The organism is Flavonifractor sp. DFI.6.63, assembly GCF_024462255.1.
Taxonomy (GTDB): Bacteria; Bacillota; Clostridia; order Oscillospirales; family Oscillospiraceae; genus Lawsonibacter_A; species Lawsonibacter_A hominis.
The window spans coordinates 74,891-90,235 of record NZ_JANGBE010000005.1 but is presented as its reverse complement, the minus strand read 5'-3'; the positions used below and the strand labels follow the sequence as shown (position 1 = coordinate 90,235).

The following is a 15,345-nucleotide window of genomic DNA, read 5'->3' as shown; positions in this document are numbered from 1 at the left end:
TGCTCACCTCACGCCTTTCCGCCCACACGGATGCGGGGATCGATCAGAGTATAGAGGATATCCACCAGAAAGACCACGGCCACATATACGATGGACATGAGCACCGTTTGCCCCAGGATGATGGACAGATCCCGGGACTGGACGGACTCGATGAAGTAGCGGCCGAAGCCGGGGATGGCGTAGATCTTCTCGATGAAAAAGGAGCCCGTCAGGGCAAAGGCAATGCTCATGGGGAGCACCGTGATGATGGGAATAAAGGAGTTGCGCAGGATATGGCGGCGGACGATCTGGGGCTCGCTGAGCCCCTTGGCCCGTGCAGCGAGCACGTAGTCCTGGTTGATCACATCCAGCATGGAGGTCTTGAGCAGCCGGGAATAGGTGGCGATATAGCTGAAGCAGCCGCTGAGGGTAGGCAGCACGGTATACGCCCAGCCGCCGAACCAGAGCTCCTCCCCCGACGGCCAGCCGATGATGGGAAACAGCCCCATCTCCCCCGCCACATACTTTTGCAACAGAAGGCCGAAGATCAGCGTCGGCACCGAGATCATCAGCACGGAAAAAAAGACGATGATATAATCCAGCCACGTTCCCTTGAACATGGCTGCCAATATGCCTAAGAGAAGGCCGACCCCCACACCGACCACGATGGTCTGCAGTCCCAGCCGGGCCGAGGGCGCCAGGGTCTCCTGCAAAAGCTTCTGGATATCATAGCCCGGCATACGCACCGATTCGCCGAAGTCGCCGTGGAGCATCCCCTTCATGGTGATGACGTAGCGTTCCAGCACGGGCTTGTCCAGGCCGTATTTGCGGTACAGATTTTCCCGGATGGACTCCGGCAGGCGGTCAGCCCGGTCGGAGAGCGGGTCTCCGGGCACAGCGGCCAGGAGGAAAAAAGTGGCCGTGGCAATGACGAAGATCGTCAAGAGCATCTCAAAGAAACGGCGCACCGTATACTTCAACACAGTCTATCCCTCGTTTCTGTCAAAGGGGGCCAAACCGGCCAACGGTCGGTCTGGCCCCCTTTTGACCACAGGACTTATGGAGCCCTTCTCTTATGCGACGACATACGCCCGGGAGAAGTCGAACCGGGGACCCACAAAGGGGAACGTCATGCCCTGGATCTGGTTGCTGACGCAGAGGATGGTGTCGCTGTACATATAGGGGATGGCCGCCACCTCGTCGCAGACGATCCACTGCTCGGCTTCGGCAAAGATCTTCTCACGCCCGGCGGGATCGGGCTCGGCGTTCAGACGGTCGATAAAGGTGTCGAACTGCGCGGCCCGCTCCTCGGTCCAGCCGGAGTAGCGGATGGAGGTGCCATGGCTGCTCCACATCTCCACGAAGGCCATGGGGTCGTTGTAGTCGCCGTTCCAGCCGGCCTGCCCGATGTCATAGCGCCCGGCGTTGCGCTCTTCCCGGAACAGGGAGCTGTCGCCCAGGACGTTTACGTTGACGGTGATCCCCAGCGCCGTCTCCCAGGCGTTTTTCCAGTACTCCTGCTGCTGGCGCTTGATGGCGGTATCGCCGGTGCAGATGTAGGTGATGGTGACCTCAGACAGCTCGCGGGTGTCGCCCAGCTCCTCCATGCCCTCCTTAAACAGGGCCCGCAGCTTCTCGTTGTCCAGCGCGTACGCGTCGAACTCCGCCTTCAGGGGCTCGGTCACATCGTCGCGGAAGGTCAGTTCGCCGTTCTGCACGCCGTAGGGCACAAAGCCGTAGGCGGCATAGTAGCGGTCAAAGACCACCTGGGTGAATTCCTCCCGGTTGATGGCCAGGGACATGGCCAGGCGGACCTTCTGGCTCTCCATCAAACCGGAGGTGGAGTTGCCGCCCCGGTTGAAGTAGAAATAGCTCACGCCGGGGAAGTCGCCGTGGACATAGCTGTAGTTGTCGCCGGCCAGGCCCTCCCGATAGGGCTGCACATAATCGCCGGTGGGCACGATGGCGGCCAGCTCGCCGTTTTTGAACATGGTATTCTGGGTGGAGACCTCATCGATGTTGATCAGTGTGACACGGGTCAGGTGTACGTTCTCAGCGTCCCAGTAGGTGGGGTTCTTCTCCAGGGTCATGCTGTTGTCCTTGACAAAGCCGGTGACCACGAAGGGCCCGCACCAGACATGGGTGGTATAGTCCGTGTCGTAGAGCTCGCCGGCGGCCTCGATCACATCCAGGCGCACGGGGTAGAGATACGTGGCACCCACCTTGGAGAGGAACTGGGGCGCCGGGTTGGCCAGAGTGACCTCCAGCGTGGTGTCGTCCAGGGCCTTCACCGCCAGGGCCTCCTTTGCCGCTTCGATGTCGGCGTCGCTGGCCGTCTCGGTATCCATGGTATACAGCGCCTCGCCGCCTACGATATCGCCGATAAAGGAGGCGAAGTCAAAGGCGTTGCGGGGATCGCCGATGCGGCGGAAGGAGTCCACGAAGTGCTGGGCCGTGACCTGTACGCCGTCGGACCAGTAATACTCCCGCAGATGGAAGGTATAGGTCAGCCCGTCGTCGGAGACATCCCAGCGCTCGGCGCCCGCGGGGGCCAGGATCTGGTTGCCCGCCTCGTCGGTGGTGGGACGCACCAGGCCCTCCAGCACGTGGGACTGGACCTGGATCTCCTCGGCGGCATAGTTGGCATTGTTGTCAAAGGAGTAGAAGTTGGCGGCCGCCCAGTGGAGCTGGATTTCCTGCTTTTCGGCCGGCTGGGTCCCCTGGGCGTCGGGCGTCTGGGGCCCGGCGCTGGGCTGGGTGGTCTCGGGCGCAGCGTTCCCGCCGCCGCAGCCGGCCAGGGCGGAGCAGGCCATCACGGCTGCCAGCAGAAGTGCAAAAGTACGCTTTTTCATAAAATTCCCCTCTTTTCTGATGTGTTAAAACATTGGGTCCTTGTCGTCGTCTCTCCGGCATTCATGCCGGATGAGCTCCAGTGCCTGATCCTTATCCCGGGCCTTCATGGCGTCCACCAACCGGAGGTGGTACCGGTGCGGCTCGCTCTGGATCTCGGCAAACAGGTTCATGCTGGGTACCCGGATCATCCGGTCAAAGGTATTTTGCACGCTGGCGTACAGCGGCTCGTTGCCGGTGAGCCGGGCCATGGCCATATGGAAATCATAGTTGATCCCCGCAAATTCCCGATAGGCCACGTCGGTGGCCTGGCAGTATTCCCGCAGCGAGTCGATCTCCGTGTCGCTGCAGTGGTCGATGATCCACTGCACTACGCCCTTTTCCAGGGTATAGCGCAGGTAGATCAGCTTGGCGTACTCCTCCTCGCTGAGTTCCCGCAGCAGATAGCCCACGCGGGGGATCTTTTTCAGATACCCCTCCTGGACCAGCATGCTCAGGGCCTCCCGCACCGGCGTCTTGCTGACGCCGTGCTGCTCTGCCAGGTCCTTCTCGTTGATGATCTCGTCGGCTCGGAACCTCAGCCGAATGACATCCTCCTTGATGCGTTCGTACAGCTCCATCGCCTTGGACGGCATCCTACCGCCTCCTTTCCCAGATTGTGATTTTATGCCTGTTTCCACTGCCGGAAGGTATCCAGCAGCTTGTCCATATCTCCGCGGGTGGTGAACGGCGCCACAGAAATGCGCACATGGCCGTCCCTTCCCCGGCTGAAGAGCACCCCCCGCTCCAGGCAGTAGTCCACCAGTTCCTGACTGCGCTGCTCCCGCACCAGCAGGCTGTGGCAGCGGCGGGCCGGAAGGAAGGGGGTATCGATCACAAAGCCCAGCCCCTCCAGGCCCCGGTACAGGTATTCGAAGCAGTCGGACACGTGGCGCTCCACCCGGTCCATGCCGATCTCCATCAGGCGCTCCAGGCCCGCATCCAGCCCATAGATGCCCATAAAGGAAATGGTACCGTTCTCCAGCTTTCGGGCGTCGCCGGGATCGGGGCAGGTAATGCTCCAGCTCTCCCGGTCGATGCCAAGGGCGGGGCTGTCGGCGGCAAAGACGGGCGCCACCTGTTCCATCAGCGCCTGTGCACAGTAGAGGAACCCGACCCCCTCGGTCGCCAGCAGCCCCTTGTAGCAGGAGGCCGTCAGCGCGTCGATCCCCAGGTCGCTCACATCCATGCGCCGGAACCCCAGGGCCTGGATCCCATCCACGATGAGATAGATCCCCCGGGTATGGCACTCCCCGGCCAGCCGCTTCAGATCCAGCTGATAGCCGGAACAGGACTGGACGGCGCTGACCACCATGATGCGGGTCGTCTCGTCGGCGGCGGAGAGCAGGAGCTCCTCCGGCAGGGTGCAGCCGTCGGGCGAGCGGGCCACCCGGCACTCCGCCCCCAGCCGCCGCACATTCAGGCAGGGCATCAGCACCGAGGCGTGCTCCAGATCCCCCACCACCACGCTGTCCCCCCGCCGGAAGGGAAAGCCCTGCAGCAGCAGGTTGACGCCCTCGTTGGTATTCTTGGTAAAGGCGATGCGACGGATATCCGGCGCGCCCAGAAAACGGGCCAGGCGCGCTCTTGTCCGGGCGATGACCTCAATGGCGGGGCCCTTCCCCGCCCCTCCCGCCTTTACCAGGCCGGGTCCCACTGCCGCCTTATCTTCATAAAACCGTTCCATTGCCTCCCGGGCGAAGCGGGAGCCGCAGTTTTCGTAAGCGATGTCGAAAAAGGCAGTCTTCTCTGTGACCGGGAACTGCGCGCGCAGCGCCCGGACCCACCTCTCATCCATTCAAAATCCTCTTCTCCTCGTTTCGACCGCCGGGGCCGCCCGCCGCAGCGGGAACCGCCGCAGGCTTCCAGCGCGTCAAAGCGTTTCTTCAACAGCCGGCGGATGATACCAGTCCGCCGATGCGCGTGACCTCCAGCCCTTCGGCCTGCCATGCGTCCAGCACACGGTTAAAGCCGATGGAATCGCTGGCCATATGTCCGGCGATGATCACGTTGCCCTTGTTGTGTTCCGCCACCGCCTTGATGTCGTCCTCCGGCATATGCATCACGATCAGCGTGCCGACGCCGTAGTCGAAGAAGGTGTTGTACACCTGGGCTCCGCCGCCGGTGACGCCGGCAAAGAGCACGCACACCTTTCCCGCGTAGCTGCCCGGCTCTCCCACCCGGATGGCCGGGTCCTGGAGGGCGCCGCGCACCTCCGGAAACTCGTTAAGGACGTCCACCACATCCTGGAGGGTGGTGAAGGGCTTGTCCTTCGTCAGCGCATCCATCCGCTCCTGCACGATGGCCTGGCCGATCAGGTCGGCCGGGGTATGCAGGCCGAGATAGGGCATGTCGATGAATTTGGCAAAGTCTGCCTGCCGGTTCAGGTTCTTGGAGTGCATCTTTTGGCTCTCCTGCCGCGCCCGCTTCTCAATGGCCTTCTGGGCCACATTGATGGGCACGCCGAAGCGGTACATCAGCATCATCTGGTCCTTGAGCATCTGCTCTCCAATGCGCACCGCCCGGCCCATGATGCCGTGGTGTTCGGCCACACAGTCATAACCCCTCTGCTTGGCGGCCAGCAGAGTGGCGGTATCCATATCGATGCCCGCCAGCACCCGCTTGACGTCCTGACCTGCACAGCCGATCTCGGTATCCACCGTATCCTCCTCCAGCCCCGCCAGCTTCAGCGCGATATTGACCATGGCTCTGGTATCCATAAATTCAGCCCCTTAAAGCAATAAAGTATCTTTTCCAGTATATTTTAAATTATATCACGTGATATTTCAGCTGTATATATGACAAAATTGCACATTATTTTCCCGTTCCATTTGTGCAAAAAGTCAATTTTTGTTTGACAAACACGAAGAATGGCACTATAATGATGTCTGCTGATTCCGCAGGCGGAGGCTCCATGGACGGTTTGGACGAGCCCCTGCGGTTGCCGCAGTCCGCCCGGGTTCCGGATGTGAGGACTGTGCCGCAGACTTTAGGAAAGAGCGAGGGAGATCCATGCAATTCAAAACCGTATCCGCCGCCGCGGGTCCTTATGACGCGGCGCTGCGCGTCCTGCCTGCAGGCGCGCCGGTCCGCTTTTGCGACCAGGCGCTTCAGGCGGCCTGGCAGGCTCATTTGGGGGGCGACCCCCTGACTTTGGAGCATCGGCAGGTGCTGACCCTGCGTCTGCCTCTGCTGGGCGGCTTCACCACCCTGCTGCTGGCCGGCTTCGACGCGGGCGTCCCTGCCCCCATGGATGCATTCCGGTCCCTCTGGGCCCGGCTGGGCGCCCTTCTGGCCGAGTGCAGGGCGTCCAATGTCTTTCTGGACGCACTGAACGAATTTTCCTTTGCCTCAGAGGCGGAACTGCTGGCCCAGGCATGCGCCGTACTGCCCCTGTGCGAGTATACCTTTGACCGCTATCGTACCGAAAAAGACCCCAGGAGGGAGCACACCGTCTCCGTACTGGCGGACGGGGCGCTCGCTCCGGTCCTTGCGGAGGGCGCGTCCCTGGCCGGCGCTGTCATGACCGCCCGGGACCTGGTCAACGACATTGCCGAAACCCTCACCCCCGCCGAACTGGCCCGCCGCTGCCGGGACCTGGGCGCGTGCCACGGTTTTTCGGTGGAAGTGCTGGACCGGGCGCAGTGTCAGGCGCTGGGCATGGGGCTCTTCCTCGCCGTAGCCCGCGGCAGCGCCTTGGAGCCTCAATTCATCGTCATGCGCTATCGGGGCGGCGGCGCGCAGCCTCCCATCGCCCTGGTGGGCAAAGGCATTACCTATGACAGCGGCGGCCTTGCCCTCAAGGGCAGCGGCATGGAGCTGATGCGCTACGACATGAATGGGGCCGCCGCCGTCATTGGTGCGATGTGCGCCGTGGCGGACAACGCCCTGCCCCGGAACGTGGTGGCGGTGGTCGCCGCCTGTGAGAACATGGTGGACGCCAGGAGCTACCGCAACGGGGACGTATTCCCTTCCATGAGCGGCAAGACGGTATACGTGCGCAACACCGACGCGGAGGGCCGCCTCACCATGGCCGATGCCATCACCTACTGCGTCCGGAAGGAATCCCCCTCCGAGATCCTGGAGGTGGCGGGCCTTACCGGAAGCGTGTGCAATTTTTACGGCAAAGTGTGTGCCGCCGCCCTGACCACCGATCCGGCGCTTTTTGACCGCATCGCCGCCCTCATGCCGGTGACCGGGGAAAAGTATGCCCGGATGCCCGACTTCCCGGAGTACCGGGAGCTGCTCAAAACGCCCATGGCCGACCTGAACAACGCCCCGGAAGGCGGGGCGGGCGGCATTTTGGCCGGGCTGTTTCTGGCGTCCTTCCACGAGGACGTCCCCTTCCTCCACGTAGACTTCGGCGCCATGCCCTTCGTCAAGAGCAAAAGCGACTGTCAGGGCGAGGGCGGCACGGGCTTCGGCGTGAAGACCCTGTACCACTACATCAAGGCAAGGGGGACGGACGCATGAGTGCGCAGGCGCGGCTGAAGGAGCTGGGACTGACGCTTCCCCAAGCGCCCCAGCCCAAAGGAAGCTACTGCACCTGGCGGCAGGCCGGGGAATGGATCACGCTGTCCGGCCAGGGCCCGCTGGTGGAGGGCGTGCTGCGCTACACCGGCCGGGTGGGCGTGGACCTGACGGTGGAGCAGGGCTATGACGCCGCCCGTCTCTCTGCCCTGAACCTCCTGGCCGTGCTCCGTCAGGCAGCCGGCGGCCTGGAGCGGGTGGAGCTGGTGCGTGTACTGGGCTTTATCGCCGCCGGACCCGATTTTGCCGACTACCCCGGAGTGCTCAACGGGGCCTCCGACCTGTTTCTCTCCGTACTGGGCGTCCGGGGCCGCCACAGCCGCTCTGCCGTGGGGGTGTACGGCCTGCCCTTCGGGCTGCCGGTGGAGGTGGAGCTTACCGCCCGTCTCCTCCCGGCGGCCGACTGAAGCTCCGCCGAGCCCCGCCCGCAAAAAGCCGGGGTCCGCTGCGCGATCTCAAGTGATCGCACAGCGGACCCCGGTTTCGTTTACTCGGCGTGCTCGAATTTGACCTGATCCATCATGATGTTGAGGATCTCGGTATCGGTATGATTCATGCCAACCCGTCCGATGTATCCCACGCTCTGGATGGTCGCCTCCACATCGTCCTGGATGATCCCCTCGCCCGCATGAAAGGTCAAGCCGCGCATGCTCAGGTGATGGGCCAGGATCGCCGCATCCACGGCAGAGGCGATCTTGGCCGCGCAGGACGCCTTGGCGCCGTCGCAGATGATACCGCCCACGTTGGCGATGGTATTGACGATGGTGCGGGAGACCTCCTCATAGCGCCCGCCGCTGAGATAGGTGATGGCCGCGCCGCTGCCGCAGGCTGCCGTAACGGCGCCGCAAAAGGCCGAAAGGCTGCCGATGTAATGCTTTTGATGGATGGAGATCAGGTTGCTGACGAGCAGTGCGCGGTACAGGGTCTCCCGGGAGACCTTCCGCTCTTTGGCGTATTCGATCACCGGAAGGGAGACCGTCATGCCCTGGTTCCCGCTGCCGGAGTTGATGACCACCGGAAGGGAGCAGCCTCCCATACGGGCGTCTGAACCGGCGGCCGCCCTGGCCTTGGCACGGGCCTGCACATTGTCGCCGTAAATATCCAGCAGGGTCCGCCCCACCTGCGTGCCGTATCCGTGGCTGAGTCCCACATCCGCGATGGCCGAGTTCAGCTCGATCTGCCGGTCCAGGATGGCCCGGACCTTCTCCAGCTCCACCGTATCCGCAAATTCCAGGATGTCCTTTACGTTGAGCCTGGACCGGTCCACAGCGATCTCGTCCCCCTCGGTCGGGCTGGTTTGGTAGAGTACCCTTCCATCCAGCCCGATCTCCGTGATCAGCGTATGCCGGTTGATGATGGTCACATGGGCGGAATGCTCCCCGGCCCGCACCCTGGCGTCGATGTACAAATTGGCGACATTTTCCCGCAGGGTGCAGGAAAAGTAGCCCTGCTCCATCAGCTCCTGGGTACGTGCGATGTGCTCCGGCGTGATCTCTTCCAAAACCTCCAGCTCACGCTGCGGGTTTCCGCCCACCACACCCAGGACCGCGGCCACGCCCACGCCCTTAAGGCCCCCGGAGTTGGGCACTGTGACGCCCTTTACATTTTTAAAAATATTTCCGCTGCAGCAGATCTCGATGTGCTCCGGGAATTCCCCCAGGACGGCTCTTGCTTTGGCCGCGGCATAGGCGATCGCGATCGGTTCGGTACATCCCAGGGCCGGGACCAGCTCGCTTTTCAGGATATTGATATAATTGGCCTCCTGCAGCGCATCCATAGCGATCCATCCTTTCTCTCTAATCATATCAATAATATTTTCATTAATATTATCAGCTCTCTTTCTCAAAATGTCAAGGCCGAATTTCCGCCGGATGTTTTCCCTTGCAATTTCCGCCCGGTTTGATAGAATATTGCTACCACAATCCGGGACCGGAGACGGATCCCCCACAAAGGAGCAATCTTCCATGAAGGGCAAGGACAGCCTCAAGGACGCCATCTATAACGCGATCCTGGAAAGCATCATTTCCCAGGAGTACCGGCCCAACCAGGTGCTGAATGAAAAAACACTGGTGGAAAAATACGGCTGCAGCAAGAGCCCTGTCCGTGAGGCGCTGGTATCGCTGTGCAACGACAACGTACTGCGCAATATCCCGCGGTATGGATACGAGGTGGTGCGGCTGACCGTCGAAGACATCCAGGAGATGCTCCAATTCCGGCTCGTCCTGGAGGGCGGCCTTCTGAGCGCCAACTGTGAAAAATTCGGTGCGGCCCAGCTGGACTGTCTGGAGCAAATCGACCAGGCCTGCAGAAGCGCCACGGACGACATCTGGTCGCATTGGGCTTTTAATACGGAATTTCACCTGCGGATGACCGCATTTTGCGGCAACAACTATGCGCTGGATCAGCTGCAGCGGTGTATGGACCGGCTCAAGCGGGCCTACGCGCAATTCTATTGGGGCAAGCCTCAGGCCGCCCTGGCATTCGACACGAAAAATCACAGCGCCATCCTGCACGCGCTCCAGGCGAAGGACCTGGACGCCATCCTGCAGTATTTGAAGGATGATCTCAATGATTTCGGCGGAGAACACAGTTTGTATCCCCTGCGTTTGTGAGTTCCGGCAACCGCTTTCCCAAGTGCTTTGTCCAGACTCTGCACGATGTCTTTTCTGCGGCGCATCCCAATTTCAAACGAGTGGTCCGTTCCGTTCGGAGGGCCGCCCGGCGCAAAGAGGCAGCGGTTCACTTGGAACCGCTGCCTCTTTATTTCCCGAGGTGCATGCCGGCGGCCGGACCCGCCGGAGTGCGCTCCCCCGCCCATGGGCCTAGGAATGGGGCGCGCTTGGACGGTGCGCCCCCTACAGCAGCTCTGAAGGATACCTGTGTCAGCGCCCGCGCAACACGGCCGGGCGCAGCGGGAATTTACCCGGGCGGTTCGATCCCGGAGGGTAGAGCCGCCTCCGGCGGCGGAGCTCAGAACAAAAGGACATCCTTACGGATGTCCTTTTGTTCTGGAGCTGGTAATGTGACTCGAACACACGACCTGCTGATTACGAATGAGCATAAATATATTTTGCCAGTATTCGCCCATTCTCATAAACCCTTGTGCCACAAGGCCTGCGGGGGTTCTGTGTCTCGTGGAGTTTCGTGAATGAATGTGGGTTTTTGCTCAAATAAACCCCAAATAAACCCCAAGAAAACCCCTCCCTAAGACGCGCCCAGGGAGGGGCTATGTCATATTGCGGGGCTATCGACGGAGCCCTCCGGCTCCTGCGGTGCATTGAAGTTCACCGCCGCGGCAGCGTCGTAGGTTATACCGCCGCTTCGGTGGTCTGACTTTGCCATGTTGAGATAAAATGCACAGACTGTACCATGGGCGGTCCAGGGTAGACCCACCATCGCGCTGATCCATGGAAGCGAGCCGGTGTAGCCGGTGCGGATGCAGTAGAAGGCCAAGAATAAGCCTCCTACCGTCACCACCCACAGCAACATCCGAATGTCCGCTATGAGCCGTTTGGAGAAATCCATCTTCTGCAACTTCGGCTCCTGCTTGCCTTTCCGCTTCCGGGCCGGCCGGCGCGTCGCCGCCAGCGCCATGCCGACCAGGACGAGGAGAAGTCCCACTACCAGCAGGAGCACTTTCTCCAGGCCGCTCATTGCTGTTTCGCCTGCTCCAGCGCTCTGGCCACGGCCTCAGCTACGATGTCGCTGATATCCACTTTGATAGCCTTATCGTGGGCATCGAGCAACTTCTTGACCTCCGCCATAATGAGGTCGTAGAGGCGCTTGTCAACGGTTACATTCTGCTCCCTGGTGAGGAAATCTTCCCACATCATGTTGGGCTCACCGTCGACGGTAGTGCCGTTTCCGGCCATCAAGCCTTTATCAATGGCCCACTGACGGTTTTCCTTGCTCCAGTCCCCGCTGTCGTTGTCCTGGAGTTCCTTCCGATACCGGGTCATATACTCCTTGAACTTTTCGTAGCTCATGTCGTCCTCCTCCACAGGAATTACAAGAATCTGCCCGGGGTAGATGGTGTACGGGGCGGTGATTCCGTTTGCCTGGGCTATGTCCTGCCAGGCTACTCCGAACCGACCTCCAATTACTGAGAGAGAGTCTCCTGCTACCACGGTGTAGGTGCCCCCGGTCGCCCCGCCTGGAGTCTCGGCCTCCCCGCTGTCCGGGACAAGAGAATAGTCGGGGCGACCATAGCCGCCGATATAGCTGGCCTCAAGGGGGTAACTCTTGTCCCGGACGCACCCGCCGTTGGGCACAACGCCGGCGGCGGAACTGGTGTTTCCCTCGATGGTGTAAACTCGGCCGCCGGACACCTTTACCACGAGTCCGGTGTGGTACATGGTCTTGCCGCCGTCGTTGGTGAAGAAAATCTGATCACCGGCCTGGGGGCTGGTGTGAAACTGGCCCTTGTCCTTGTAGTAGCGGGCGGAGTAGGTGCAGCCGGCGCCCAGGCCTTTTTTCGCCTGGCAGAGCAGGGCCATGCCCAGTTCCAAGCCGAAGGTGTAGATGAAGCACCAGTCCACAAAGATGTCGCACCATGCGTACCCATTCTTATCGCCGTTGTAGACAATGCCCAAGGCGTCCAGGTCACGGGCATACTTGTTCCAGTTGTTGTCCCCTGGATTGGCGGTCGGGCTGTCGAGTTGAGAGTTGGACTCTTTCTCGATGTAGCCGATCTCCGCCCGGGCGGTAGCGATCACTCTTTCAGCTGGCGTCATCAGCCCCACCGCCTTCCACAATGGCAACGCTTTCCAGGGGGATGATGCCCTGCGTCAATTCATAAACAGCGGCCTCGATCATAGCATCCAGCTTTTCATCGTCAACAGTTACTCCGTGAGAGCGTAGCCACTGCAGGACATACGCTTTCTTCTCTTCACCGCGGCCCGAACCGGTGTAGATCTGCTCGGCTGCAGAGACTGCGATCTTCACCCAGGCATTGATTTCTTTCTGCTGTTCGGTGGTCGTCTTGCTCTTAATGTAGGGAATGAGGACGCATGTCACGATGGCACACACGATTGCGACGACGGCTTCAACAATGGGGGTAATATCAAAGGTCATAGTTATCTCCTTTCATTCGTCGAAGAGGTTATGGATGCCCTGCTCCGCCAGAAAATCCTTTTGCTCGTGTTTCACATCGGCAGCATATTTGAGGGCGGCCTCCATGTCACCGTTGGTGTGACCCCGCTGCATAGCATGGGCGGTGGCTTCACCCAGGGCAATAGAGGCCCTGGTACTTTGAACAAGAAGCACCATGAGTTTCTGCTGTGCAGAGTTTTTCTTTTCCTGCTCTTTCTCACGGGCGTCAATGCGGCGCTCCAATTTCCACACGATGAAGCCCATGAGCGCGGACGGGACGCCCATAGCGACGATAAAGGCCACCACGAGAGCCCCAAAATCAGTCTGGATCACTGGCGAATCACCTCATAGCGCCGGGTGGTATTAGACTGCATCTGTCTCAGCCTCCTCAAAGTACTGCCCGATCAGTTCGTGTGGCAGGTACTGGAGGATGACCTTGCCGCCCTCCGCCTCACCGGTTCGGGTACAGAGATAGATCTTGCTGTCCTCCGGGTCCAGGTAGTAGAGGCCATAGGTGTACTCCATCCCTTTGGCCGCCGTGATTGGATTATCGATCGTACCAGTCTCGCCGGGCTTGGATACCGCTGCCCACAAAGCGGGGACCGTGGGGGGCGCCCAATCCTCGTTGCCGGTGGCGTCATGCTGCTGGAGCAGCTTGTAGATCGTCCCCTCCCACTGGTAGGGGGTGCCCACGGGGATCTGGGTGTAGTCCCGAGGCCGCCAAGTAGGTACTTTCTTCTGCTCGTTCAGCAGTTCCTCGTCGGTAACCTCACCGGCGACGACGCGGGCCGCCAAGTCTGCGGCGTCCGCTTTTCCACGCTTCCTGAGTTCTTCAGCGGCTAAGGTCACGATTTCAGCCATTGCTTTCAACTCCCTCCGTATAAGCCTTCTCCAGCTGGGAGGTGATGGCCGCGCCACCGCCTGAACTCTCTAACTCCGCGATTGTGGCGGCCTGATCTGCGATGGTACTCGCTTGCTCCTGGAGCGTAGCAGTCTGCTGGGAAAGCGCAGCTGCCTGCTCTTGGAGTTGAGATGCCTGGCTGGAAATAGTGCTGTCCTTTTCCGCCGCTTCGCTCTCCAGTTCAGCGATTTGATCTTGGTACTCGGTCACATCGCCCAGGTACTGGCTCGCTGTCTTCAGAATGACATGATAGGAGCGGGTGTTATTCTGGTACTGTATATCGGCCACCTCAAAGCCGTATCCTTCCGGCAGACCCGGAGGGGCGTTACCGGTTCCGATGTATTCGATTGCAGGTTGCGCCCAGTTTACGGCTTCGATTTCCTCCAGAGAAGCGAATTCCCGTTCAAAGACTACCGTATAGCGCCCATTGCCTGGTGTACTACGCATGATCAACCCCGTAGGGAGTCCGCCGATCAGCCACTTCTTTCCGTAATAACTCATACTATCACCTTCACTTTTTTAGGGATTCTAGGTCATCCCAAGTCATTTCGTCTTCTTCAATATCGCCCCAGGTAAGATTTTTCCCTTCAATGAGTGCCCATGTCGCTCCACTTCTGAACCGCATGGTGACAGGTCCAAGGGGCATGAATGCCCCTTCTGAGGTATTGCTTACCTGAAGCGTAATCGATGCGTCCAAATCCGTGCTGGATGTGAAGAAAAGTTGATCAAGGGCAGATTGTATGCCGGAGGTGTCCATGTAAGAGTCAGCGAGGTACACCACGACGAGAGAGGACTGCCCTTCCTCTTCCGCCAGCCAGCCGGCTCCCTGGAAGTCGAGGGCAGAGAGATCCACGCCGGAAACCGTGATAGTGATCTTGTCGATGCGTATAGCGGATTTGATGTCAAAGCCATCGCCCGCGCAGGCGGCTTCCGTGAGTTCTAAATACCCATAACTGCCGAGAGCGGCATTCCGAATCGAGGCGCTGAAATATGGGAACTGAAGAATGAGATAGCGTAGATTGGATTCAATAGAATTCGCACCGGAAAAGGACAGGTTCTTCAGAGAGCCGGGAAGCAGGTCGAGGGAATAGGCTTCATCGATCACTCTGAACCACCCCCATTGGGCATAGGAAGGTGCTCCAAATCATCCCAGGTCATATTGGCCGCCTCAATATCCGCCCAGGTCAACGCATAACTCTCCAGCGCCGCCCAGCTGATAATCGCGGACCAGTGGATTTTGCCCGTGCCAAGCGAGATGGTGTCTCCACTGCGCATAACTGCTGAGAGCAGTACAGTCGCATCGACCGCACCGTCTTCTGCTGTGCAGGTGAAGACCAGGCTGTCCAAGGCATCCTGCAGATCCGGGAAAGGGCCATGCGGATTGATATAATGCGCGGCAATACCTTCGTCGTCCTGCAGAATTACCCAGCCTGTCCCGGCAAGCGATATATTTTCAATTGCGTTGCTCTGAACCTTCACCACAATGCTCTGGACGCCGTGGGCGCTGGCCATGGTAGCATAGTCGCCCAAAACGATCTGCGCATCAAGATCCACATAGCCGAACTGGGTGTTTGCCCATACCTCGACGACATTCATCGAAGCATCTTCGACACCCTTCCAAAAAGCCAGCAGATTCTGCAGCAACAGAGCCAGCTGTTCATCGGTCGGTTTGTCTGTGAGTTGCCAGATCGTATTGGTCGTGCCATCCGCATGGGTAATGTTGATAGGGGTATAAGTAATAGGGCGTTCATATTGCTGATACAAGCTAACCAGGTACTCCATGGCTTGCGTTACCCGATTGAGGTCGGCGGCGTTGTAGGCCCCCCGCACGCAGGCGGCCCACTCCGCGCGCTCGTCCTCAGTCATGCCGTTGTAGCCTTTTTCGCGCAGTGCCCGCCAGCGCTCGACATCCGCAGCAGTCCGGTCGAAAACAAGCGTATCGAGAACTGACATGC

General features: G+C 60.1%; 17 protein-coding genes. 3 read left to right on the top strand and 14 right to left on the bottom strand.

The features are described from left to right. Positions 1-8: 8 nt before the first annotated feature. The 5 genes from NE547_RS04160 to NE547_RS04140 all read right to left on the bottom strand — a co-directional run bounded on the left by NE547_RS04160 (position 9) and on the right by NE547_RS04140 (position 5,588). The gene (locus NE547_RS04160) at positions 9-962 is read right to left on the bottom strand and encodes an ABC transporter permease (protein ID WP_186907620.1); all 954 of its coding nucleotides are present in this window, start codon (positions 960-962) and stop codon (positions 9-11) included. 90 nt (positions 963-1,052) lie between these two features. Next, on the bottom strand, positions 1,053-2,831 hold the full coding sequence (locus tag NE547_RS04155) for a peptide ABC transporter substrate-binding protein (protein WP_256174861.1): 1,779 nt from the start codon (positions 2,829-2,831) through the stop codon (positions 1,053-1,055). A gap of 24 nt (positions 2,832-2,855) precedes the next feature. Continuing rightward, the gene (locus NE547_RS04150) at positions 2,856-3,464 is read right to left on the bottom strand and encodes a GntR family transcriptional regulator (RefSeq protein WP_186907618.1); all 609 of its coding nucleotides are present in this window, start codon (positions 3,462-3,464) and stop codon (positions 2,856-2,858) included. Between the two features lie 29 nt (positions 3,465-3,493). Continuing rightward, positions 3,494-4,666 (bottom strand): aminotransferase class V-fold PLP-dependent enzyme, encoded by a 1,173-nt coding sequence (locus tag NE547_RS04145; RefSeq protein ID WP_186907617.1) that lies wholly within the window; start codon positions 4,664-4,666, stop codon positions 3,494-3,496. Positions 4,667-4,754: 88 nt separating this feature from the next. After that, positions 4,755-5,588, bottom strand: a complete 834-nt coding sequence (locus tag NE547_RS04140; protein WP_186907616.1) for a hypothetical protein — start codon at positions 5,586-5,588, stop codon at positions 4,755-4,757. 292 nt (positions 5,589-5,880) lie between these two features. Here NE547_RS04140 and NE547_RS04135 point away from each other — a divergent pair, with 292 nt between their 5' ends. Together NE547_RS04135 and NE547_RS04130 are read left to right on the top strand one after the other, a co-directional pair. Next, entirely contained in the window at positions 5,881-7,341 is a 1,461-nt protein-coding gene (locus tag NE547_RS04135) for a M17 family metallopeptidase (protein ID WP_186907615.1), read from the top strand. Then, entirely contained in the window at positions 7,338-7,805 is a 468-nt protein-coding gene (locus NE547_RS04130; protein WP_186907614.1) for a RidA family protein, read from the top strand. Before NE547_RS04135 ends, NE547_RS04130 begins: the two co-directional genes overlap by 4 nt. A gap of 80 nt (positions 7,806-7,885) precedes the next feature. On the opposite strand, the gene NE547_RS04125 is transcribed toward NE547_RS04130, so the two are convergent. Continuing rightward, the gene (locus NE547_RS04125) at positions 7,886-9,175 is read right to left on the bottom strand and encodes a serine dehydratase subunit alpha family protein (RefSeq protein WP_186907689.1); all 1,290 of its coding nucleotides are present in this window, start codon (positions 9,173-9,175) and stop codon (positions 7,886-7,888) included. A 187-nt stretch (positions 9,176-9,362) separates the two neighbouring features. Here NE547_RS04125 and NE547_RS04120 point away from each other — a divergent pair, with 187 nt between their 5' ends. Then, positions 9,363-10,010, top strand: a complete 648-nt coding sequence (locus NE547_RS04120) for a GntR family transcriptional regulator (RefSeq protein ID WP_186907613.1) — start codon at positions 9,363-9,365, stop codon at positions 10,008-10,010. Between the two features lie 619 nt (positions 10,011-10,629). On the opposite strand, the gene NE547_RS04115 is transcribed toward NE547_RS04120, so the two are convergent. Genes NE547_RS04115 through NE547_RS04080 form a run of 8 tightly spaced genes read right to left on the bottom strand, consistent with a single transcriptional unit; the run spans position 10,630 to position 15,343 of the window. Beyond that, positions 10,630-11,052, bottom strand: coding sequence for a hypothetical protein (locus tag NE547_RS04115; RefSeq protein ID WP_256174860.1), 423 nt, complete (start codon positions 11,050-11,052; stop codon positions 10,630-10,632). Further along, positions 11,049-12,131 (bottom strand): LysM peptidoglycan-binding domain-containing protein, encoded by a 1,083-nt coding sequence (locus NE547_RS04110; RefSeq protein WP_256174859.1) that lies wholly within the window; start codon positions 12,129-12,131, stop codon positions 11,049-11,051. The genes NE547_RS04115 and NE547_RS04110 overlap by 4 nt, the downstream gene beginning before the upstream one ends. Then, positions 12,118-12,471, bottom strand: coding sequence for a phage holin family protein (locus tag NE547_RS04105; protein ID WP_256174858.1), 354 nt, complete (start codon positions 12,469-12,471; stop codon positions 12,118-12,120). Before NE547_RS04105 ends, NE547_RS04110 begins: the two co-directional genes overlap by 14 nt. Positions 12,472-12,483: 12 nt before the next feature. Beyond that, complete coding sequence (locus NE547_RS04100) at positions 12,484-12,822, bottom strand: serine/threonine protein kinase (RefSeq protein ID WP_256174857.1); 339 nt, start codon at positions 12,820-12,822, stop codon at positions 12,484-12,486. A gap of 30 nt (positions 12,823-12,852) precedes the next feature. Continuing rightward, positions 12,853-13,350, bottom strand: coding sequence for a hypothetical protein (locus tag NE547_RS04095; RefSeq protein WP_256174856.1), 498 nt, complete (start codon positions 13,348-13,350; stop codon positions 12,853-12,855). After that, positions 13,343-13,891 carry a hypothetical protein gene (locus NE547_RS04090; RefSeq protein WP_256174855.1) on the bottom strand — a complete coding sequence of 183 codons (549 nt, stop codon included), beginning with the start codon at positions 13,889-13,891 and terminating at the stop codon, positions 13,343-13,345. Before NE547_RS04090 ends, NE547_RS04095 begins: the two co-directional genes overlap by 8 nt. A 10-nt stretch (positions 13,892-13,901) precedes the next feature. After that, positions 13,902-14,495: a hypothetical protein gene (locus NE547_RS04085; RefSeq protein ID WP_256174854.1), complete on the bottom strand. Its 594-nt coding sequence runs from the start codon at positions 14,493-14,495 to the stop codon at positions 13,902-13,904. Continuing rightward, positions 14,492-15,343, bottom strand: coding sequence for a hypothetical protein (locus NE547_RS04080; protein WP_256174853.1), 852 nt, complete (start codon positions 15,341-15,343; stop codon positions 14,492-14,494). The genes NE547_RS04085 and NE547_RS04080 overlap by 4 nt, the downstream gene beginning before the upstream one ends. Positions 15,344-15,345 lie beyond the last annotated feature (2 nt).